This window comes from Desulfuromonas sp., assembly GCA_002869615.1.
In the GTDB taxonomy this organism is placed as follows: Bacteria; Desulfobacterota; Desulfuromonadia; order Desulfuromonadales; family UBA2294; genus BM707.
Genome location: PKUH01000081.1, coordinates 12,950 through 34,891 on the forward strand (window position 1 = coordinate 12,950; position 21,942 = coordinate 34,891).

The following is a 21,942-nucleotide window of genomic DNA, read 5'->3' on the forward strand; positions in this document are numbered from 1 at the left end:
CAGTAAATAGTTATCAGTTATCAGTTGGCAGTCATCAGTACAATCCGACCAACCAAATCTGGCATTATCGGAGGATTTCCCTTACAATGGCGGCTGTTTTCCAAGAAAGGATAATCAATGAAACGCATATGGTTTATGGTGCTTTCCAGCCTCATTCTCGTGGCGGGATGTGAGCAGAAAAAAGAGATCCCGAAAATAGATGAAGAGATCACGCCGGCGACGGCGGTTCAACTGACCGTGCCGCAGGCGAAATCGATCTTCAATGAACCGATGCCGGCGCACACATTTGAGCTGCCATCGGCGGCGCTGCAGGTCTGGCGGCACACCCGTTCCGTCAAACCGGCACTGGTTCTTTTATCCATCCATCCGTTCCTCGACCCGATTGCCACGGAACGTAAGAACGATATCACCGATTTGATCCGAACCGGTGATGCCGATATATTCCGCCGGCGCGGCAGCTATTACCGTGTGAACCCGGCCCTGGTTCCAACCCAGGCATTATCAGCAGCGATCAACAATGAACTCTTTTCTGAGCTAATCTGGGTCACTCCGACCCGGGCTGGAATCGATGAAATTTCGCTTGAAGTTTTGAGAGACCAACTTGTCAATGCCGGATTCCTGAGCGAGGCCGAAGGGGAAAGTCTCTTTTACGCTGACGGTGTGACCAGCGGTACTGTTCGCGGTCTTCCCTTCCGGGCCGTACATCCCGATGCCATGCCGGAGCTTGACAAACCGATCGTTTTACATATCGATACCGGTTACTTCAAGGGCCTGTTCAAAAACGAGGTGGCGACCCCGCTTTACGACATTCTGCACCAGACCGTGCAGCGGATCATGCAGAATGAGTGGCAGGTATACGCGACAACCCTCTCATGGTCGACCGAGGAGCTGATGTTTTCCCTTGATGTACGCTTCATCATCACCGCCCTGGCGAAGATGATAGAAGACCCGAACCTGCTGCAAAACATGCCTCAAGGCTGGAAACTCCATGCCGACGCCATGTACATGGGCAACATGTACATGGAATCGAAAGCCCAGGATCTCATCGCTGAAGCGGCCATCGCCGCCCCGGATGATCCAACAATTGTCTACGCCCTCTCCAGGATCAGGTTTCAGCAGGGGCGGGCCGATGAAGCTTTCACCCTGCTCGATAAAGCCATGCAGCTTGATCACGGCTACGCTGCGGCCTACCTGCAACTGGCTGACACCAACATTAAAAATGGTCATTTAAAAAAAGCCCTCGAACTGCTGCGCAAAGCAATCAAGGCTTATCCGGAGAATCCTTTCCTGAAGATTCGCGAGGCCGACATCCTGATCCGGATGAAGCAAACGGACCAGGCCATCACGGCTATCAACGGCCTGCAGCTCCTCCCATGGTCACCCTATTTTCACGGCAATGCCGCCGCCAACCTGAATGACATGGCCGAGTACGCCCGCAACCCGGAGGCGGCCGAAGCGGCGGCGCCGACGCCAGCCCCGCAAACCGGGCAGGAGAAAAAATAATGCGCCGCCTCGTCGTTGTTATCTTCGTCCTGCTCAATCTCGCCATGGCCCTTTCAGCTTGCGACCAGGGTAAAAACAATCAAGAAAGCAAACCGCCACAGCTGCCTGCCGAACAAAGCCCGGCCGATCAGGGCGAACAGGATGAGCGGGTGCCGCCGGCGCCGCCGCTCAAGGAAACCTTCGACGGCCAGCCGCAGCTCTCGCTCTTCCCCCGGGTCGGCGATTACCAGCCGGATACCGCGGATGAACGATATCCGTTCTGGCGCACCTTCATCGATCACTTCATTAAGGTTTCGGGCCTGCTGCAGAATCCGGAGACAAAGAACAAGGCCTGGAGCTTTCGTGGCATCAACACCATTGACTCGGTCGCCTGGTTTTCCCCGGTCGCCGTTCAGCCGAACGGTGACTACCGGATCAGCTACAAGGTCAAGGCCGAGCTGCCGGAAGGCGCCAAAACCGGAATCGGCATTCTTGAATTTAAGGAATTTCTCTGGATTGGCGAACAGTACACCGAAAAAACAGTCGAGGAATATCTGCTCGGATCGATGATCGGGATCGAGATAAGTGACGATATTGACTGGGAAGAAAAAGGTTTCGACCTGCGAACCGGGCCGGAGACGAACATGATCCACCTCGTTTTCTACCGCGAGGGGGAACACAGCCGCAAGCCGGTGTTGATAGATGATGTGGAAATTAGAAAGGCAGTGACGAGTGACCAGTAATCAGTTGGCAGAACAATGCAAAACATTATCTACCGCCCGTTCGCTTCGCTCACTCGAGACGCAAAGGACACAAAGAAAAACGAAGATTTTAGTTACCCAAAAAAACGATCTTGGTCTAATTTCACAGGATTCTCTCCGCGTCTCTGCGTCTCCGCGTTAAATAAGGTTTTTGATTTTGATGCTTTATAACGCAGTACTCCGTACGCTGAGACGCAGAGGGTAAACCCGGGGACTGTCCCGAATGGGGGCTGTCCCTAATACGTTCCTTCGGCTACTTCGGCGAGCTCAGTACAAGATAACTCAGGACAGGCGAGCGGAGTCGGGAATGACAACTATATACTCACCGGGGACACTACTTTAGTGGTGTCCCCATAGAAAAGTTCATAACTGCCATTCAAATTCCTTGTTCATTGGCGAACCAACCGATTGATAAATCTTTATAATGGTGAGGCAACGGCGGATTTAAACGGAAAGCCGGAGAGGGGTAGAGGGTAAAAAGGGACCGTCCCCGAATGGGGGCTGTCCCTAAAACATCATCAGTTCTTGATTCTTAAAATGGATTCCCGATCGGAGTCGGGAATGACAGTATAGCCTCCAGCTGCCCACTGATAACTGCCAACTGACAACTAGCTCCTACCACACCTCTTCCACCGTAATCACAATCTTCTTCAGATTTTTCCCGGTCTTGACGAAAATCGAACCGTCACGGGTGCCGGCATACTTGCCGTATAATTCGCCCGGTGCCGGCGTTCCACCAAGAACATTGCGCGCCGCCAGGTAATAAGTGCCCCCTTTCGGAAAGGAGATGATGAACTCGCCATCCGGACCGGTCGGCTGCGATACGTACTCCGGGCGATTGAGCATCATCTCATCCTTGTAGAGCAGCGCCCGAAGGCCGGCGAGAGGATTTCCATCCTTATCGACAATCGTGCCGCTGATGGCCGTATTTCCGAATAGCGACGAGGCGAACCGTTCGACCTTCTGCGGCACCTCGATCAGCGGAATCTCAACCCTGGCAACCTCGCCCTGCTTCAAGGCAATAGCATTCCCGGGATAGTAGCCAAACAGGTCGCCGGCCCGCAGCGGCCCGGCAAATGCGCCGCTCTTGCGCTGGCGGACAACCAGGTAATAGGTGCCCGGCTCAAGCGGCACCTCGAAAAAACCGTTCTCGTCGGACGGCGCCGACATCCCCATGCCGAACCCCTTGAGCTGACTCGACAGATCGGGATAGATCGAGGCCGATGCCCCGGCCACCGGCTTGCCGTTCCAGGTCACAGTTCCCAGTACTCCGGTCTCGACAAGAGGATTAGCCTGCGGAGTTTCCCCAGAGGTCGGCAGCATCAGCATGTTGACCTTCTGCACCCCTTCCTCGGGGACCGAGAGCGGATTGCGCCCGTAGTAGGTGAAGAGCCCTTCGCCACGGGCGATAACGTAATACTGACCCGGCGGCACTTCGAGTTCAAATTGGCCATCGACCCTTGTCGGAGATGAATTGTATGGCACCGCTTCGGTAAACGACATGACTTCGATTGGATACGCAGAAACCGTAATCCCGGCGACCGGATCACTCTGCACCGTTGCCTTGCCGGTCATCATGGCGGCATGGCAAGGAACGACCATAAGAAAAAAGATGACTATTGAAAGATAATGCTTAAACATAAAGAACCTCAAATCGTATTTTGCCGCAGGTATCAACAGGTAAAGTCAGGATAAAGGATTAACACAAAAGGATAAAGCTAAAATCATGCAAGCATTTGCTTGGGGGCACCCTGAACAGCGCGACCAAGCTTACAACCGCTCCTGGCTCATTTCTTGATCTTTCGGGAATAAATCTCTCGTCGGTGACCAACATTTAACGCAAGGACAACAAGACGACCATCCTGCAATTCACAGAGGATGCGATAAGGACCGATCCGGTAACGCCACAAACCAGCGCGGTCGCCCTTTAAAGGTTCGCCAAAGTGACGTGGATCCTTGCAACCATCAATTCGATCATCAAGCCAGTCGAGAATTCTTTTTTGAATCGGTCGGTCAAGTTTACGAATTTGCCGTTCGGCAATATTGCTGATTTCAACTTTCCAGGCCAAGGTCCTGCCTCAACTCCTGCAGAGATCTGGTCGATTTGGTTTCGGCCAGCGCTTGTTTGGCCAGTTCAAGATCCTCATTGTCCTCGAGGTAGCGAACAATAGCCTCCCTGACCACCACGCTCCGATTGCTCCCTTGCGCCCTGGCAATCAGATCGAGTTCCTTTTCGATTTCACTATCGAGACGTATTGTTAACATTTCGACCTCCAATCCTGTATTACATTGTATTGCAATGGGGAATTCATGTCAATCGACACAGGGTATTTCGGGGCACCCTGAACAGAGTGCCGCAAGGTTGCAATTAATCAGTATCTACACTTGAAATACGCGATCGTTTTTTCGAGCCCTGAGCGCAATTCCTCCGTCGGCTGCCAATTGATGATCTCGCTGGCATAGCTTATATCGGGTTGGCGTTGAACCGGATCATCCTCGGGCAACGGGCGATACGCGATAACTGAGCCTGATCCGACCATGGAGATAATCAGCTCAGCCAGCTGCAGCATCGAAATCTCTGCCGGATTACCGAGGTTAAGCGGGCCGGTGATGTCGGCATCGGTTGCCATGAATCGGACAAGGCCCTCAACAAGATCATCGACATAACAGAATGAACGGGTTTGCGAGCCGTGTCCGTAAACCGTCAGGGGGTCGCCCTTAAGAGCCTGCATGATGAAATTGGAAACCACCCGACCATCACCGGCCAGCATAGTCGGTCCATAGGTATTGAAAATCCGGGCGACCTTGATTGCAACATCATATTGCCGGTGATAATCGAAAAAGAGCGTCTCGGCACAACGCTTTCCTTCGTCGTAGCAGGCCCGTGGTCCAACCGTGCTGACATTGCCGCAATAACTCTCCGGCTGCGGATGAACCAGAGGATCACCGTAGACCTCGCTGGTTGATGCCTGCAGAACTCTGGCACCACATTTCTGCGCGACTTCGAGAACCCGGATCGCCCCCATCACACAGGTCTGCGTGGTCTGTACCGGGTCAACCTGATAATGAACCGGTGAGGCCGGACAGGCCAGATTGTAGATTTCGTCTATGTCAACATTGATCGGTGCGCAGACATCCCGCTCTAAAAGTTCGAAACGACCAGAAGAAAAGAGTTGCTCAATATTTTCCCGGCGACCCGTAAAGAAGTTATCCAGGCATAAGACATGATGCCCTGCGGCAACAAGCCTCGCACAAAGATGCGAGCCAATGAAACCGGCGCCACCGGTTACGAGTATGCGTTTCAGCGTCATCCAATTCACCCATGCCCTTCAATCAAATCGGGGACACATAAGTTATGTGTCCCCGATTTGCTCTTGACCTTACTGAAAGCTGCCAACTGCTGACTGTCAACTTGCAGACGAAAAAGGCCGGGCGATTAAGCCCGGCCTGATTTCGTTTAGCTTAGCAGGGATGAACGTTGCCGCTGCCAACGACTTTAGGCTTCATATACTTTTTCATAATCTTTCTCCTTTACTCTGGTTTATGATTTGTCTTATAGCTTACAGCTTAAAACTTACAGCTCGCTTTATTGATTAATCGTTATCGTTTCGCCATTGCTTGCCTTGGCGGTTTTGCTGGTGCCGTCGGCGAAGGTGACGGTCACATCATAGCTGCCGCTGGCGCCGAAGTGGGCGACGTTCGGGCTCTGTGCACAGAAACCGTCGGCTGATTTCATCTCGCGGGTGGCGACGGTCTGGCCGTTCTGCTTCAGTTCGACCTTGGCGCCGTAGGCCGAGGCCTTGCCGGTGACGTTGACCTTGATGTAGTTGTCATCGTTCTGTTGGTTGAGGTAGAGCTTGTTGGCGGCGCCCCAGTTGACGACATAGAGGTCGAGGTCACCGTCGTTATCGATATCGGCAAAGGCGGTCCCCTTGGTGCGAACGGTTGAACACTGGATCTGCGGCTGGTCTCCAGCGACGTTTTTGAAGTTGCCGGCTCCGTCGTTGACGTAGAGCTGGTTGGCGAGTTTGCAGTCGCCTTCGTAGAGGTCGACGTCGCCGTCGTTGTCGATATCACCAAAGGTCGGGCCTTTGCCCCACCCTTCGTGGGCACCGGCCATGTTGGTACTGGCTTCGGTGAAGGTGCCGTTGCCGTTGTTCAGGTAGAGGTTGTTTTTGCCGACGTAGTTGGAGACGAACAGGTCCTGGTCGCCGTCGTTGTCGATATCGGCGAAGGTGGCGCCGAGGCCCCAGTTCTTGTCGGCAACACCGGCTTGCTTGGCAACTTCGGCAAAGGTGCCGTCGCCGTTATTGAGATAGAGCTTGTTGGCTTCGCCGACCGGGTAACGGCCGTTGACGACGTAGAGGTCGACATCGCCGTCGCTATCGACATCGGACCAGACGCCCATCCAGCTCCACGAGCGATCGCCGACGCCGGCGAGGTCGGTGGTGTCACTGAAGGTGCCGTCGCCGTTATTGCGGTAGAGGACGTTTTTGGCGCCGACGCCGTAGTTGGCGCAGTAGATATCGAGGTTGCCGTCGTTATCATAATCGGCGAAGGAGGCAGCGTAGGTAAAGGCTTTGAGGCCAACGCCGGCTTCTTGCGTCACGTCAACGAAGGTACCGTCGCCGTTGCCTTTGAACAGGCGGTTGGCTTCGATCTCGTGGCGGCCGCCGGTGGCGATGTAGAGATCGGCGTTGCCATCGTTATTGTAGTCACCGAAAACAGAGCCCATGGCGAAGCCGGGGTAGTCGATGCCGGTTCCGGCAGTGGCGGTCACATCTTCGAAGCGGCCGTTGCCGTTATTGAGGAACAGCTTGTTGGCGCCACCCTTGTTGGAGACGTAGAGGTCGACCAGGCCGTCGTTGTTAACATCGGCAAAGGCAACGCCCTTACCGAGACCGTCATCGGCGACGCCGGCCGAGGTGGAAATGTCGGTGAAATCAGACAGAGCGGATGACACCATCAGTACCAGAAAGCATGGTACCAGAAGAAGAAAAGTCGTTATTTTACCCATTACATGTCTCCTTTTCGCCAGTTCAACAGCAAATCAAGTTGCATTATATACTAAAAAGTGTTTTCAATACAAATAGTTAAGCTATTCAGAGCCTACCTTAGCCTACATTGATTATGCAAGATATAGGCCGACAACACTAAAACCCGGTTTGGGACACCCTGAACAGAGTGTCCCGGTAAAAAAGATTATCTCTTTCGGGAATAAATCTCTCGGCGGTGACCAACATTTAAAGCTAAAACGACCAGACGATCGTCCTGTAATTCGCACAGAATTCGGTAATTTCCGATCCGGTAGCGCCAGAAACCAGCCTTGCCTCCCTTTAAGGGTTCACCAAAATGGCGAGGATCCTTGCAGCCCTCTATCCGGTCAGATAACCAGTCGATAATTCTTTGCTGAACATGACGATCAAGTTTGTGGATCTGGCGCTCGGCAACATTGCTGAATTCAACTTTCCAGGCCAAGGTCCTGCCTCAACTCCTGCAAAGATTTGGTCTACTTCGTATCAGCCAGCGATTGCTTTGCCAGCTTAAGATCCTCGTTATCTTCAAGATAACGAACGATTGCCTCCCTTACCACCACGCTCCGATTGCTCCCTTGCGCCTTGGCAATGCAATCCAGTTCCTTTTCCATCTCTTCTTCCAACCGTATTGTTAACATTTCACCTCCATTTATGTATTACATTGTATTGCAGGCGAAAATTAAAGTCAATTATTGAATCTTTATGGGGACAGTATACTTAAGAAAATTTTATCTTCTTAAGTATACTGTCCCCATAAGACTTGACTTTACTTATCATGGATGTCCCCATAAGAACAAATGGGTTATTCAAGCGTCTATCATCGTCGCAGAAGATTATATTTTACAATACACCAGATCGCCCGGACACCATCTTTCCATCCGATTTTCTTCCCTTCAGCATAGGTACGCCCCGCATAGCTAACGCCAACTTCAAATATCCGACAATTAATGCGAGCAACCTTTGCTGTCATCTCTGGTTCGATACCGAATCGATTTTCCTCCAGTTTGATCTGATCAATAACCTCACGACGAAACACCTTGTAACAACATTCCATATCGGTGAGGTTAAGGTTGGTCAAGGCATTACTGAAAAAGGTCAAAAAACGATTCCCGAGAGCGTGCCAGAAATATAGAACCCTGTGTGCTTGCCCACCGACAAAACGGGAGCCGAAAACCACATCTGCACGGCTATCGAGGATCGGCGCCAGCAAATCGGGATAGTCGGCCGGATCATATTCAAGATCAGCATCCTGAATAAGAATAATATCGCCAGTTGCCCTTGCAAATCCACGGCGCAGAGCCGCCCCCTTCCCTTTATTTCGATCCTGGGTAAGGACTTTGATCTCGATCTCAGCAGCCGCATCTCCAACTAAAGCCGGAATATCATGGAGCAATTCGCGCGTCCCATCATTGGAAAAATCATCCACAATTATCAGCTCGCGGCTCAACCCTGGTAATGACACAGAAAGAACCCGATGCAATATTTCCTGCAGAGTATCTTTTTCATTATAGGCAGGTATAACGACACTAAGCTTCATATAAATATCCATTCGGCTGGTACCTTAGTGACACCATCGCCCAGCATACATACAAAAAAAAGCACGGCCTAAAGACAATATACACGACCCTAAAGGCAGTATCTCTTTATTGTTTTTGAATTAGTCAGCATCAAATCCCGAAAGGTACCCATTTCCCTTCAACTATCCACAGAGAAGCAACATAAAGGTGAGATAGGCTTCATGTGCTCTCCAAATATTGACACCCCCCAAATAACTTGCGTTGACCTTATTCCAGAATTGGTCTATGCGCGGAAGAAGCAGCAGACTTACCAGGTGCCTGCTGGGAGGGTTCTTCTAAACTCGCTACTTGATCAGCAAGGCCTTCTAGATATTTCGGCATATTCCCATAATAAACGGGCGACCACGGAAGTGCTATTAAATGCTTTATAATGCGTGACGCCGTTTCAACGGATTTCATTTCAAGAGCCAACCTCACCATTCTAATTTGTATCTCGGGTATATCAGGAAACACCATAGCAGCTTTTTTTAGCATGTGCATTGAATCAGTCGGGAAGCCTTTATCGTATGCCATCCGCGCCAAATGAAGATATTCAATGGCGTAAATGCGATCCAGAGCGACAGCCTCTTCAAGGTAAGCCAGCGCCAAAACACCGTCCCCTCGAGCAGCAACCGTACGATACAGGTAATATTTAACCCAGGCAGTATTCGCGCCGTTTTTGATCATTTCAGAGGTGTTTTTCTGAATAAGTTCTTCCTTGAAAAAATTGGCCAAATAACGATTTTCTCCAAGTTGACGCCAAATGTCTGGGGGGGTCTGGTCGAGATTGTCAGGCTGCTCGATATAACGCAGGAGGAAATCTTTCAGAAATCGATATTCCAATGGCGCCGTTCCGTCAAGATTGTTGCTCGCAAAAGTAACAGCCAGAGCCTGAACACCACGATCCCGCAAGATATTAAGTGTCTGTAGAACGAGAGATAAAATTGGCGTTGCCACTTCATTCTTGTATTTCCCCAAAAACCAATTTTGATCAATATGAACAATAATGGGCCCTTTCAATTCATCAAGCAACGAAAGAGCGGTAATAGAAGCAGGGGTATTGCTTAAAACACCTGATATCGTACGATTACCCTTCTCTAAAGAGGCCTGCTCAGCAGTAAAAGCCAACCCATTGGCCGAAAAATAACCTTGGAGACGCTCCTTTTGCTCGAGGTTCAACAAATCAGCATTGGGCCTGACCCAGATAAATTCCCCAAACCACCCCAGGTCCATGGCAACCCTAACCGTCATTGAAGGGAGAAGGAGAGTATCTGGCCGTTCCAAATTACCGTACCTGCGAAGATCTTCTGAAGATCCGGATTTCGCGAGACGATACGAACCATCTACCAATGGCTCTGGAACAGCATTCAACATCGGGTTTTTGCTGAGTAACAATAAGGTAGGTTTCCGGGTAGAGTACTGACGCCAAACAGTCAAAGCCTCCGTTGATAGCTCAAAGCGATGCAAAGGCAATGGTTCCACCAACAATGTCTTCGCTTTTGCATCTGTCGACTTGGCCTGTCCAGAGTGAATCTGATTTGCATTAGAAAAACATGCCGACAAAAAAAGAATTAGTGCAACACATAGAAATATTTTTACCGCAAAAATAACAACAGGTTTTCGCATGAAGGTTCCTCAAAGATTCAGTGACAGCTAATAGCTTGCAATGATTAATTGTCAATAGCGATTATCATTATTTTCATAGAGGCTAGAAAAGGGCGTAGACAAACGGCGCCAATACGGGAATTTCAGCCAAAAGAATAAAGATTGCCATCAGAACCAGAACAAGTATCAACGGAGCGAGAATGAACTTCTTTTGCTCACGGATAAATAACCACAGGTCTTTAATCGTTTTCAACCGACTCATTGTCTTTGTCTTTCTTTATGCACCCAAAAGGGACCTATTGCCAAAGCATCGATCCCCGTGTTCAAGAAACAGTTTACAGCATCTTGAGGGCTACAAACAATCGGTTCGTCTTTAATGTTGAAACTTGTGTTGACTAAAACAGGGCAACCGGTCTTTGCGGCAAAGGTTTTTAGCAGTGCATAAAATTGCGGGTTCATTTCCTCATCAATGGTCTGCACTCGAGCTGAATTATCGACATGTGTGACCGCGGGGATGGTTGAACGCGGCACGTTGAGCCTCGACAGACCGGTCACCTCACTATCAACTGGCAGCAATTGTTGTTCCGCAACTTGCGCAACCAGCAACATATAGGGGCTGCTTCCATCCAAATCGAAATAATCTCCAGCACGCTCAGCCATGACAACCGGGGCGAAGGGGCGGAAGCCTTCACGGAATTTAATCTTCTCGTTCAGGACTCTTTGCATATCCGGGATCCTGGCATCGGCAAGGATGCTTCGATTACCCAACGCCCTGGGCCCAAACTCCATGCGCCCTTGAAACCAGCCGATCACCTGACCACGATCAAGGAACGTTGCCGTCCGCTCAAGCAGCGCCTCATCCTCAAGCTTGTCAAAAACGAGTTCAGCCGCCTCCAGGGACTGACGGATGTCTTCTTCGGCAAATACCGGACCAAACAAGGCTCCCGACATGAGATCTTTGCCCTGCTTCTCGGGAATGACACCACCAAGTGCAACATGGCCGATAAAAGCGGCCCCCAAAGAACCGCCGGCATCACCCGCCGCCGGTTGAATCCAGATATTCTCAAATGGCCCCTCTCGTAACAATCGGCCATTCGCCACGCAGTTGAGAGAAACGCCACCGGCAAGGCAAAGATTCTTCTCGTCTGTTTTTTTTGCTACGTAGCTGGCAAGATCCAGGACAAGAATCTCCGTAGCTCGTTGAATCGAAGCAGCCACATCCATATGACGCTGTGTCAACTCTCCATCGGGTAATCGCGGTGGCCCACCAAATAAGTTCCAGAACCTGGTATTCGTCATCTCCGGTCGATCAAGGAAGGCAAAATAATCCGTATCCAGCTCAAACGTCCCATCGGTCCTCCGAGACAACAAGACATCAAGAATCTGCTCCAGGAAGCGTGGCTCACCATAAGGAGCCAACCCCATTACCTTGTATTCTCCTTCGTTGACACGAAACCCAAGGTAAGCAGTAAATGCCGAATATAGCAAACCTATCGAGTGCGGGAACCGTTGTTCACCGAGTAGTTCCAAAGACGATCCTGTTCCGACTCCATAGGAACAAGTCGCCCATTCGCCAACGCCATCAATGGTTAAAATTGCAGATTGTTTAAATGGTGAAGGATAAAAAGCTGCTGCGGCATGCGCCATGTGATGTGAAGAATAAAGATAATCAGCGACCCCAGGGATTTCTCCCTCAATTATTTTAGGGACCCAGAGCTTCTCACGCAACCAGGTCGGCATGGCCAGACGAAAATTGGCATAACCACGGGGAGCCCGGGCCAGGCTGGCGTTCAGCAGGCGATCAAACTTGACCAAAGGCTTCTCGTAATAAACCACAGCATCAAGGTTTTCAGGTAAAAGGTCGGCATGTCGGAGACAGGCATCCACGGCATGACGAGGAAATGAGGCATCATTCTTTAAGCGGCTGAAACGCTCTTCCTGCGCAGCTGCAACTGGTCGGCCATCAACCAGAAGAGCGGCCGCACTGTCGTGATAAAAAGCAGAAATTCCAAGAACATTCATGCTCAAAAGATTCGCCTCAAACTCTGCAAGTCCATCTTGTTATCAGCCTTATGCCAAACACTCTTTGGCAAAAAACGAAAACCGCACCATTTCAGGATCACCGCGTAAGGGGTAAGCACCAGCCAAAACAACAGAAAAAGAACAAGCAGAGCCTGGAAATGTCCCAGCCTCACAAAGAACCTCTTCCACACAGGCTGTTCGCTTCCAATCGCCGCACAATGCTGTTCAGTTTTCTCTGTCATTCCTTCACCAGAAGCCGATCAAGGTTTTCCTGATACTTCAAGTTGTCTGGGGCCAGTTGCACTGCCATTTTAAAGGCTATCCGGGCTGCCTCGTTATCTCCGGCATAAACATGGCTGACACCAAGGCTGTTCCAGCCTGAAGCTAACCGAGGATCCCGTTGCACCACTTCAAGCAGCACCTCTCGTGCCTCAACTACTTGTCCATCCTGCAACAGAAGGGTCCCAAATCGTAACAAAAAATCTACTTTTGCTGTTTTGCCCATACGGCGATAACTGGAAATCGCACCCGCCTCGTCACCCAATCCTTCAAGTACACGCCCACGGTATCCCCAGTAAACGCCATAATCCTCATACGCCCCGCGAGTCTGATTCAACCAGTATAAAGCATTCGAATAATCATCGACAGCAACATATGCCTGGCCCAATACCAGGTAAATAGTCGGGTATACGTTACTGGTATCTCTGGTAACTTGCAAGGCGACCTGAATCGCCTCTTGATAGCGAGCCTGTGAAAGAAGAAAAGCAGCATAGCTTCGAAGGCCTTCAGAAAACTCGGGGTCGAGGAGGACCATTTTCCGAAAAGCTTTCTCCGCGTCCACCGGTTTATTCGCAGACACATAGCTATTAGCGAGAAGCATCCATGCCAGTATGTTCTGAGGATCACGATGCAGATCCTTTTGCAGTAGTGATTGAGCAGAGCTGTAATCAGCATTGCTAAACAGGGTGGTGACCAGGAAAACCCCCAGGCAGGCAGCAAAAGCGGCAGACTGCCAGTGCAATTTGACAGAGTCCGTCAAACGCACGAGAGCGACTGCAAGAACAAGACAAAATCCGATCGATGGAAGGTAGAGAAGTCGCTCAGCAAAGGTCACCCCGCTGACGAAAAAAAGGTTCGATGCCGGGGTAACTGCAATGAGATAAAGTGACAGGCCGAGCCCGAGCGGGTGCCTTCGCAATAACAGCCAAACGACAACGGCCAGAAAAAAGATGGACGCAAGGGCGACACTTGCCCCCTCGAAAGAAAACAGTCCCGAAACGGGCTGAAAAAAATCATTTCCGGAATAAATCGCCTGCAAGTCGTAAGGCAGCAGCAATTTCCGCAGGTAAAGCCATTGGAATTTCAACGCGGTCAATATGCGTTCCACGGGCGACAAAAAAGCCAAAGGCGTGTAGACCGGATCGTAGCCGTCGGCAGGAAAAGCCCGAACAACCCCCCAGGTACGCCAACCCAGCCAGCATAAGGTCACCGCACACAGCAAGGCGTAAGGCACGACTTTTTTTCGCCAATCACTGTGAACTTTTCGATCACAATAAAACACCAGAACAGGCAGCCAACCGAGCAATACAATCGCGTTCTCTTTTGAGAGCAAGCCGACAAGACAGAAAACCGCCATCACCGGCCAGCCAATTGTTTTCCGCGGGTGCTGCCAAGCCCAGAGGGCAACCAGAACGCCGAGCGCGGCCAGCAGCTCAGCACGACCGACGGCCATGTTAACAACCTCGGTGTGAATCGGATGAACTGCGAACAGGGCAGCAGCCAGCCATGATACCTTGCGATCGATATCGAAACTTTTGAAAACAAGGAACACCAGCACGGAAACCAAAACATGCAGTAAAAGATTGACTGCATGTACTGTATTCGCGTTAAGGCCCCACAGAATAGATTCAAGGCCAAAGGAAAGTATCGTCAGCGGCCGAAACAGGCCGCTGTCAACATTGACACCCCAGTAATCAGTGCTGAAAATTTCCGGCAAATCAATCCGAGCGACCAGGGGGTTGTTAACTACAATCAGAAAATCATCAATATGAAAAGCGGCCGGAAAGCTGTTTATAAAGGCGCCAACAGCAAGAGCAATCAACATGAAATGCCAGAACATAGGAACCGTTTCTGGAGTCGCCTGGCGGCCAACGTAATATTGTCTCTCCTGCTGCATCGTTATTTAACCTATCAAAAACAGGTGTTTTCCATTATTCAGCCAGTATCTGGCTTTTCCACTCCGAGACAGCGCTCTCGATATCCGCCGAGCGATAACCTTCGATCAGCAGGTAGTGACGATAACTTTTTTCCGCAGCATCATTTCGGCCAACCTTTGCAAAAGCGATGGCCAAAGTCAGTTGAACCTTCGCAAGCCCGGGCGCCAACTGTTCCGCCTTTGTCAAAACGGTGATGCCGGGAACAAACTCACCAAGGGAAACCAGGGCCTGCCCTTCGACAACCAAAGCCTCAACCGCGAGTTTTTCTGGCCAGTTGTGTTCCTGGACAACTTTCAATGCCGAATTATAGTTCCCGAGGCTGATGAAGGCTTTCGCCCTGCCCATATATGCTTCGACTGATTGAGGGTCAATTTGCAAGGCAGCATCAAAATAAGTGATTGCCTTACTCGCATCTTTGAGCCTTAAAGCGAGGTTCCCGAGTTGTACGGGGATTTCCGGCAGATCCTTGATAACCTGCCAGGCCTCATAGAGGGGCTTCTCGGCCGCATCGTACTTGCCGGCCCAATAGAACAAGCGTCCTACCCCCCACTTGCCAAGCACCCTGTATTGTTCGGGTATCTTTGCATATTCTTTTTCCAGGTATTCTTTGGCCTCTGGCATCAAAGACCGCCATCTCTGGGCATCAAGAGGCACCATGCTGGCTTTCGTCGCGGCCGAGAGAACAACCCAGGCGATCAACTGCTGGCCTTCTATACTCGGGTGCACATGGTCTTCAAAGAGGCTCGCACCCGGAATACCGTTCGGGGAGATACGTTTAAAAACGAGCTCAACATCAGCCAGAGGGATATTTTCTTCTTCTGAAAACCTGCGCAAAAAATCATTAAACCGGTCAAGCGACCGAAGCGGAACGATGTCCAGCTCCTTGGCCTGCATGTAAGCAGCACTGGCTTCAGGATACCGGCCCAAAGCCTCAAGCGCTTGGGCGCGGCGATACTGAAGTAATGCGTATTGGCTATCAATCGTCAACGCCTGACGATACGAGCTCAAGGCCTCCTCCCAGCGACCAGCCAAACGGGCGCTTTCACCTTGCGCAAAAAACGTCTCCCAAAGTCTCAACTGCTCCGCATTGATGTCATCCCGGTGTTCCGATTTGAATGGCGACAACCCGGACAAGTTCGACGGTGTCGTGCAAAGAACAACCGGGACTTCATACTCGCGACAAAGACGCACCATCCTGCGGATTTCATGCTGGTACTGGGCAATCACCCGGTCCCGGAATTGGGCGTCGCGATGGTAGAGTTCCGGGCCTCCGACCTGCTCAAGGGTCGCATCGACGTTTTCACCAAGCATGGCTTTCCGGGGCGAAATCAGCCCGGCATCCTGAAATGAACGATACAGTAACGAATATCCAGCCGAACGGTGCAACAGGCCTCTGATCGTACGCAGAGATTCCGGTTCTTCGCGGATGTCTGCAAAAGTGCGGTTTTCCAAAAACTCGTTATGCCCGGAATAGATCACGACCAGATCGGGATCTTTGGTCAACAGTTCTTCAAGCACTCGCCGAACCCGGTAACTGGCATAGGAAATTCCGCCGAGATTCAGCGATTCAATCTGTGGATTTGCGCCGTAGCGGGAAAGCAGTTTTTGCAACCAGGAAGGAAAAGAAGTTTGATTATAAAAAGGCCGGCCATAGGTTGTCGACCCCCCGAGAGAAACAATACGAAACCCCCCTTGCGGTTTCGGCATCCTGTATTTCTGGGGATTGAAGTATTCCTCTTTGGCCGGGTTCAAGGAAAAATGACCGGGCGTTTGTTCGATAAAAACCGGTACGCTGCCGTGAAAACCGACAAACGGATCCTCATCGGAAATCAAGGGGACTCCAAACATTCGGAGTGCCACTTCAATGAAAAGCAGAAGAAGCAGTCCAAAACCTATCGCCATCAGGTTTTTCTTGTTAAAGAGTTGTTTCATATCACATTATCGACAGTTTAAATTGAGAACATAACCCAAGCGCGTTGCTAAACCCGTATCTACCAGGATCAAAAATACTATATTAAATCCCCAAAAAACAAGGGCCGAAGATTTCTTCGGCCCTTGCTGCTGTTTGCATTTAGCAGGGATGAACGTTGCTACTCCCCACAACTTTTGGTTTCACATAAGTTTTCATTTTGATCTCCTTATAATCAGTGATGTCTTACCATTAATCCCAGGGGGTCACATTGTTCCACCCAGCGCCAACTCCCGCTTCGTCTGCCCTTGAATCATAACCGGACCTACCATTGGTTGCCTGAATACCACCAAGGCGGTGACAGTTCTGGGCATTACTCCAGTTGGAAATAGCCTTGTTCTGATTGGCAGAAGCGGTCCCTGTGTATGCATCGTTGTTATCCAATGTTTCCGCTGGATTAAGATCATATTGATTGTCCCAGGTATTATGCTTGGTATCGAGACAGTTGGTGATCATCAGTTTCGGCAGACGCGAAGCATGCGGATTATGGCACTTCGAACAGCTGAACTGGTGATATTTTTCCTGTGTTAAAGATCCATCCCTGTTGACACCCCATTGATCAGCCGGGTATCCACTCGGTCGTGTTCCAACCCCGGTGATCTGCGGCCAATTTGGTACAGAATTCCCCGTTTGCGAAGCCCAATAATCCGGGAAACCCTCAGGATTCGGCGAACGGAAACCGTCGCCTATGGAGCCGGTATCCGCAGGACGGGCCCCAATCCCGTCATAAGATTGTCGTGGGTTGTTATCCGTATCGGTAGCGGTACCGCGTACACCAAATACGTTAAACTCATTGGTTGTCGTTGTCGGATCACCACCCAGCACCGAGTTGGCGTGCCCGTTGCCGTTGGTCCCGAGCCAGATCGCCGCCGTATCGCTCGTCAACTCATCCATATCGTTGATTTTATCGGAAATGGCCGCCGTACCGGTCATGTGGCAAGCGAAACAGAGACCCGCCATCTCGGTCGGAGTCCAGTCGAGGTAGCCATCCGTATTGGTGTCGTTTCCAGCTCCGTTATGATCGGTATTCTGGTCGATCCAGTATCCACCCTCGGTGCCGCCTGACACCTGAGCGGCCGTGGCGACGGCGCGTGGCACATTATTGTACGCACCACTTGCAGCGGTAAAGTCGGCTCCGGACTGCGGCGCGCCATCCTCGTTATAAGGGTTATTGCGCCAGCTGCCGCGCAGGTAAGGTTTGCCGTCGACATCGCCAGCCAGCTGACCGGCCGGGTTGGAGCTGTGACCGGCAGTGTTATGGACATCGTGACAGTAGGAACAGCGGATATTGGTAACCGCATCGCGGTTTTCCGTGGAATTGTTCAATCCGGTCGTCGCCAGCGCTGAACTGCCGGCAGAAGATGCCGAATGAGTCGACTGGATCTGACCCGACTTGTAGCCGAATCCGGCGCCGCTGTTCCATTCGCCGTACCAGCTGGAACCGCCGCCGGTCATGTTGCCAAAATCATAATTATTGGCAAACTGGGAGGTGAAATTGTTACCACCATCATCCGTGCCCCACTCCGAGACACCCTGACTGTCATGGCACTCCCAACAGATCTCGGCTTCGGTGGTCGCCGTTGTGGCCGTACCGCCGATGTAGATGCCACTGTGGCTAGAGTAGTTGATTCCGACGATATCGTTATTGGCAATAAGCGGTGCTTCGCCAGAGTGGAATCCGTGGCAACCCAGGCACTGGTCATTCCAACTTCTGGCGCCATTATTGCCACCTGCTGACGTCAGGGTTTCTCCAGCGGTCCAGCGCAGGTGGGCACCATACTGATCACCGGCAAATCCCGAGTTGGCCGACGGCCAGACCACGGTCGGACCACTGCCGCCGGGGCCGTGACAGCCATCGCAGCTGCCGGCGCCGAAATCACCATACTCGACCGGCCAGCCAGAATCGGCCAGGGCGCGGGCATTGGCTTCGGTTTCTGCCCCGGTAAGGCTGTGGCAAGTATTGGTACAATTCCAGGTATCATCAGCATAGCCGGCACCCGCAGCTGGTCCAGGAGTGCTATCTGGGCCATTCATGGTGATGCTGGCGTTACCGTGGTTGCCGGTTCCCCAGGTGGTGCTGTAGCTGGCATCGGAATCCCCTTCGGTGAAACCGTGGCAGGTCTTGCAGACCCCGTGGTTGGCGGTATCGGTCAACCCGGCCACAACATGACTCGGTGAGAAGCCGCTGACAAAGCTGTTGAATACACCGTGGCAGGTATCGCACGAGCCGCTCGACGCCTTGGCCTTGTCGTTCAGGCGGGCCCAGGCGGTATTGGCACTGCGACCGGCCGTCGTTTTTTCGAGGTGACAGGTCATGGCGCAGGTCGTCTGATCCGGGGTGGCGCCGATGGTGATGCCACCGACCATGTTATCGACCGTGTCCATCGCCGTGGTATCGAGCCCGGCGAAGTGATTAGATGGCGGGGCCGAGTGGCAGGCCGAGCAGTTGTAATCAGCACCATGGTTCTTACTCGAGATACCAGTGGTGATGGCGTGCATCCCCGTCGAGGCGCTGTTGTACTCGGTGGCCGGATCTTCGAGCTTGTGACAACTCGTGCAGGCGGTTCCGACGTTAATACTGCCGGTACTCCAGGCCGGGGTGGTCTGGCCACCGTGACAGCTGATATTCGAGCACTGGCCACCGGCAATACCGGGGGCGCCGGCGGACTGGTCGTCATAGGTGGCGCCGAAAGCGACATCCTTATTTGTGTCGGCATGGGTAGCGGCAGTGCCGTTGTGACAGATATTGCACTCGGCGCGCACCGTCGCCTCGTTGTCAACCGAAGCCGACAAGGAAACATTAAGCGCCGTGAAATGGGCATCGTGGGCACCGGATGACGGCCACGGCTCGCCGGCGCCGTTGTTGTGGCAGGAGGCGCAGTCGGTCGAATTGGCCGTATCCCAGTTCGGGGTGGTGCCGAAGTGGCAGCTGACGTTGGCGCAGCTGGCGTCGGTGTTGGCCGGTGCCAAGGTTGCCAGGGAAGCACTAACCTGGCCGTTGTAGGTCGCTGCTGATCCAGTGTTCGGAACACTGGTAACGTCGTAGAATACAGTGCCGTCGACGTGGTCGGCCGGGGCGACGGTACCAGCGGTGTAGCCTGATCCGTGGCAGACCGAGCAATCCAGGCCGAGGCTGCCGACATGGGTGGCGTGGCTGACACTCGTCGGAGGTGTGCCGGTGGTCGCACCATGGCAGTCGCCGCAGGCGACGGTGCCGTCCCAGGTCGGGTTGGTGCCGCCGATGGAACCGCCGTGACAGTAGACCGTGTCGCAGGTCAGGCTGTCCGCTGCGGCCTGTACGGTGCCGTTGTAGCTGACACCGTTCTGACCGACGTAGCTGCCGGTGTTGGACGTACCGGAGCCATTGGCGCTGAAGTCGACGTTAAAGTTGATATCGATATCGCCGCCGTTCGGCATGATGTAGCCGTTGTGGCAGGTGTTGCAGTCGTTGAAACCGAGGGTGTTGACGTGGGCGTCATGGGCTCCGACTGTGGCACTGCCGGTGACATCAGTATGAGTCAGGCCGGTATTGGTGCTGCCGTCGGTGTCGTTGGTGATCGGCGGGTCGCCGTGACAGGAATCACACGAAGTCGGCAGGAATCCGGCCTTGTGATTATGACAGGACAGGCAGTCGAGCTGGTTAAAGTGATCCCGATCAGCAGCCGAAGCGCCGCTCATATCGAAACCATGATGCTTGACGCCGTTGGCCTGGGTCGCATCGTAGGTGTGACAGACCTCGCAAACCCCTTCAGAGGTACTGTGTGCGGCATTGATATCACCGAAATCTGAACTGCCATCAACCGCAGAGGTAAAGGTGACCGTACTGCCCGGGAAGCTGCCGCTCGGAGCCGTGATCGTCCCCTTGATTCGCTTGATATTGGTGGTCGTGTCGGTATGACAGGTCTCGCAGGTAAACTGCCCGTACTGGCCGCCCGGCAGACCCCAGGTGCCGCCCCACTTGGTGGAGCCGGTCGAGGCGGCATTATGAATCATCGGATCGGTCGGCGCCAGGTCGGTGACAACATACTCGATATCGGAACCGGCGGCCGCCCAGCCGGTACCCGGGATGGTGCCGTCGGGGTCGACGAGGGTGATACGAACCTGGTAGGTCGAGAAGTTGGTCAGGCCGGTGATTTCATAGGTGTAGGGACCGGTCGGATCGTTGCCGAGCAGACCGCTGCTGTTGCTAAAGGTGCTGCCGTCGCAGGCGCCGCTGCAAAGTTCCCATTCGACGATGGCGTCGTTGTTGTCGGTCGGGAAGTCGCCAGTGTAGTTTGCCGTAACTGAAATCTTGCTATCGCCAACGGTCGCCGCCACGCTGGCACCGGTGGTCTCGTTGATGGCGTTCTGGGTGCTCAGTGCCGTCGCAGTACTGAAGGCGGTTTCGACGCTACCGCCATTACGCGCCTTGACGTCGAAACTGTAGTTGGTGCCGAGAGCCAGACCGGTGACGGTCTTGGCACCCCAGGCGCCCGGAGTCAACCAGGCTTCGGTGGCGCCGACACTGCCGTCGCCCTGGACGTACTGGTTGGTAAATGAACCGCCGTTGATGCGGATGGCGTATTCGGTGGCCGCCGGGTTGCTGTCGGCGCCGATGATCACGTCCAGAGTGTTCCCCGTTGCGTTATTCACCGTCGGCGCGCTCGGTGCCACGGCCAGGGTGTAAAGAGGTGCGCTGGCACTCGAGGCCGCGCCGCTGCCGCTGCTGTTGGTCGCGGTCACGTTGAACTGGTACGTGGTATTCGGGCTGAGGCCGGATATCGCCTCCGGGCTGGTGGCATTGGCCACCGTCGCGCCGCCGGAGATGGCATAGGTCACCGTCTCGGTGCCAGACACGCCGGTCCAGCTGACAGCCATACCGCTGGTGGTCGGGTTGGAAGCGGTTACACCGGTCGGAGCCGCCGGCAGGGTCGCAGTGCTGACACTGCTGGTCGGTCCGGTACATGTGGCACTCTGGGCGGCAACATTGAAGGTATAGCCCGTATTGCCCGACAAGGAGCTGACGGTGGTCGTCAGGACATTGCCCACATCGACACCGTTGACCAGGTAACTGGTGACCGTATCACCGGTGGCGGCCGTCCAGGTCAGATCGACCGAGGTCGCTGTGATATTGGAGACTGTCGGCACTCCGGGAGCTGTCAAGGAACAGGAATTCCAGGTAAAGGTATCCACCGCCTGAGTCATCGCCCCTCCACAATCATCGGCATCAACAGTGATATCCTTAACCCCGCCGTTCCAACCGCTCGTGTCAATACCGGAACAGGCAACCGGGTCGGTGTTGTCGTTGTAAAGAAC

At 52.8% G+C, this 21,942-nt stretch carries 16 protein-coding genes; 2 read left to right on the plus strand and 14 right to left on the minus strand.

Annotation, left to right across the window (positions count from 1 at the left end; all coding sequences use genetic code 11):
- Positions 1-117 precede the first annotated feature (117 nt).
- Together C0623_07960 and C0623_07965 are read left to right on the plus strand one after the other, a co-directional pair.
- The gene (locus C0623_07960) at positions 118-1,503 is read left to right on the plus strand and encodes a hypothetical protein (GenBank protein PLY00109.1); all 1,386 of its coding nucleotides are present in this window, start codon (positions 118-120) and stop codon (positions 1,501-1,503) included.
- The gene (locus C0623_07965) at positions 1,503-2,225 is read left to right on the plus strand and encodes a hypothetical protein (GenBank protein PLY00110.1); all 723 of its coding nucleotides are present in this window, start codon (positions 1,503-1,505) and stop codon (positions 2,223-2,225) included. The genes C0623_07960 and C0623_07965 overlap by 1 nt, the downstream gene beginning before the upstream one ends.
- A 633-nt stretch (positions 2,226-2,858) precedes the next feature.
- Here the strand turns inward: C0623_07965 and C0623_07970 are convergent.
- The 14 genes from C0623_07970 to C0623_08035 all read right to left on the minus strand — a co-directional run.
- Positions 2,859-3,884 (minus strand): hypothetical protein, encoded by a 1,026-nt coding sequence (locus C0623_07970; GenBank protein PLY00111.1) that lies wholly within the window; start codon positions 3,882-3,884, stop codon positions 2,859-2,861.
- 146 nt (positions 3,885-4,030) lie between these two features.
- Positions 4,031-4,312 (minus strand): type II toxin-antitoxin system mRNA interferase toxin, RelE/StbE family, encoded by a 282-nt coding sequence (locus C0623_07975; GenBank protein ID PLY00112.1) that lies wholly within the window; start codon positions 4,310-4,312, stop codon positions 4,031-4,033.
- A complete protein-coding gene (locus tag C0623_07980; GenBank protein PLY00113.1) occupies positions 4,296-4,508 on the minus strand; it encodes a CopG family transcriptional regulator in 213 nt (70 codons plus the stop codon). Before C0623_07980 ends, C0623_07975 begins: the two co-directional genes overlap by 17 nt.
- 107 nt (positions 4,509-4,615) lie before the next feature.
- Complete coding sequence (locus C0623_07985; protein ID PLY00114.1) at positions 4,616-5,554, minus strand: NAD-dependent dehydratase; 939 nt, start codon at positions 5,552-5,554, stop codon at positions 4,616-4,618.
- Between the two features lie 275 nt (positions 5,555-5,829).
- Positions 5,830-7,260: a hypothetical protein gene (locus C0623_07990; GenBank protein PLY00115.1), complete on the minus strand. Its 1,431-nt coding sequence runs from the start codon at positions 7,258-7,260 to the stop codon at positions 5,830-5,832.
- Positions 7,261-7,445: 185 nt separating this feature from the next.
- Positions 7,446-7,721 (minus strand): type II toxin-antitoxin system mRNA interferase toxin, RelE/StbE family, encoded by a 276-nt coding sequence (locus C0623_07995; protein PLY00116.1) that lies wholly within the window; start codon positions 7,719-7,721, stop codon positions 7,446-7,448.
- Positions 7,722-7,752: 31 nt separating this feature from the next.
- Positions 7,753-7,917 (minus strand): CopG family transcriptional regulator, encoded by a 165-nt coding sequence (locus C0623_08000; protein PLY00117.1) that lies wholly within the window; start codon positions 7,915-7,917, stop codon positions 7,753-7,755.
- Positions 7,918-8,096: 179 nt separating this feature from the next.
- Positions 8,097-8,816 carry a glycosyl transferase gene (locus tag C0623_08005; protein PLY00124.1) on the minus strand — a complete coding sequence of 240 codons (720 nt, stop codon included), beginning with the start codon at positions 8,814-8,816 and terminating at the stop codon, positions 8,097-8,099.
- Between the two features lie 247 nt (positions 8,817-9,063).
- A complete protein-coding gene (locus C0623_08010; protein PLY00118.1) occupies positions 9,064-10,461 on the minus strand; it encodes a hypothetical protein in 1,398 nt (465 codons plus the stop codon).
- Positions 10,462-10,698: 237 nt separating this feature from the next.
- Positions 10,699-12,462 (minus strand): hypothetical protein, encoded by a 1,764-nt coding sequence (locus C0623_08015; protein ID PLY00119.1) that lies wholly within the window; start codon positions 12,460-12,462, stop codon positions 10,699-10,701.
- Positions 12,463-12,464: 2 nt separating this feature from the next.
- Positions 12,465-12,704 (minus strand): hypothetical protein, encoded by a 240-nt coding sequence (locus tag C0623_08020; protein ID PLY00120.1) that lies wholly within the window; start codon positions 12,702-12,704, stop codon positions 12,465-12,467.
- Positions 12,701-14,638 (minus strand): hypothetical protein, encoded by a 1,938-nt coding sequence (locus C0623_08025; GenBank protein PLY00121.1) that lies wholly within the window; start codon positions 14,636-14,638, stop codon positions 12,701-12,703. Before C0623_08025 ends, C0623_08020 begins: the two co-directional genes overlap by 4 nt.
- Positions 14,639-14,672: 34 nt before the next feature.
- Complete coding sequence (locus C0623_08030) at positions 14,673-16,610, minus strand: hypothetical protein (protein ID PLY00122.1); 1,938 nt, start codon at positions 16,608-16,610, stop codon at positions 14,673-14,675.
- 229 nt (positions 16,611-16,839) lie between these two features.
- A partial coding sequence (locus C0623_08035; GenBank protein ID PLY00123.1) for a hypothetical protein occupies positions 16,840-21,942 on the minus strand: 5,103 nt, incomplete at its 5' end.

Bases quoted from the DNA above. Each gene is read 5' to 3' on its own strand.
- C0623_07960 (PLY00109.1), top strand. From the start codon at position 118: ATGAAACGCATATGGTTTATGGTGCTTTCCAGCCTCATTCTCGTGGCG.
- C0623_07965 (PLY00110.1), top strand. From the start codon at position 1,503: ATGCGCCGCCTCGTCGTTGTTATCTTCGTCCTGCTCAATCTCGCCATG.
- C0623_07970 (PLY00111.1), bottom strand. From the start codon at position 3,884: ATGTTTAAGCATTATCTTTCAATAGTCATCTTTTTTCTTATGGTCGTT.
- C0623_07980 (PLY00113.1), bottom strand. From the start codon at position 4,508: ATGTTAACAATACGTCTCGATAGTGAAATCGAAAAGGAACTCGATCTG.
- C0623_07985 (PLY00114.1), bottom strand. From the start codon at position 5,554: ATGACGCTGAAACGCATACTCGTAACCGGTGGCGCCGGTTTCATTGGC.
- C0623_07990 (PLY00115.1), bottom strand. From the start codon at position 7,260: ATGGGTAAAATAACGACTTTTCTTCTTCTGGTACCATGCTTTCTGGTA.
- C0623_08000 (PLY00117.1), bottom strand. From the start codon at position 7,917: ATGTTAACAATACGGTTGGAAGAAGAGATGGAAAAGGAACTGGATTGC.
- C0623_08005 (PLY00124.1), bottom strand. From the start codon at position 8,816: ATGAAGCTTAGTGTCGTTATACCTGCCTATAATGAAAAAGATACTCTG.
- C0623_08010 (PLY00118.1), bottom strand. From the start codon at position 10,461: ATGCGAAAACCTGTTGTTATTTTTGCGGTAAAAATATTTCTATGTGTT.
- C0623_08015 (PLY00119.1), bottom strand. From the start codon at position 12,462: ATGAATGTTCTTGGAATTTCTGCTTTTTATCACGACAGTGCGGCCGCT.
- C0623_08020 (PLY00120.1), bottom strand. From the start codon at position 12,704: ATGACAGAGAAAACTGAACAGCATTGTGCGGCGATTGGAAGCGAACAG.
- C0623_08025 (PLY00121.1), bottom strand. From the start codon at position 14,638: ATGCAGCAGGAGAGACAATATTACGTTGGCCGCCAGGCGACTCCAGAA.
- C0623_08030 (PLY00122.1), bottom strand. From the start codon at position 16,610: ATGAAACAACTCTTTAACAAGAAAAACCTGATGGCGATAGGTTTTGGA.